At 62.4% G+C, this 402-nt stretch carries 1 protein-coding gene; it reads right to left on the bottom strand.

The genetic code is table 11. The features are described 5' to 3' along the window. Positions 1-230: glycosyltransferase family 2 protein (locus EXE44_RS18400; protein WP_137718076.1), on the bottom strand; the 230-nt coding region annotated here is incomplete at its 3' end. Positions 231-402: the final 172 nt, after the last annotated feature.

The raw sequence follows: 402 nt of genomic DNA, 5'->3' as shown, positions 1-402 counted from the left end.
ACGCCGCCCGCCGTCTCGGTCCCGACCTCGCGCGGCCGGGAGTCGTCGTCGAGGAACACCAGTTTGTCCGACTCCGCGCGCTCGATGCCCGCGTTCCGGGCAGACGTCGCCGTGGGCTCGCTCTGGAGGCAGACCTCGTAGTCGGAAAACGAGTTGGACTCCAAGTGGTCGATACACTCGACCTCGTCTCGAGGCTTCAGCGTGGGGATAATGACACTGATGTCCGTCATACACCTTAGATCGGCGGTTCTCGCTTTCGTTATAGATTACTTACCAGTTGTTCGGACGGTCCCGCGGTCCTCCCGCTCCGAAATGGGCCGAGCCGTTTGGCCAGCGTTGACGCGTCGACGGCGCTCGCGGTCTCGTCTCGCACCGGTAACGATACGTTACTCTAGGGTACGA

This window comes from Halorubrum sp. SS7, assembly GCF_005435055.1.
Classification (GTDB): domain Archaea; phylum Halobacteriota; class Halobacteria; order Halobacteriales; family Haloferacaceae; genus Halorubrum; species Halorubrum salinarum.
This window is presented reverse-complemented; position numbering and strand designations above follow the sequence as displayed.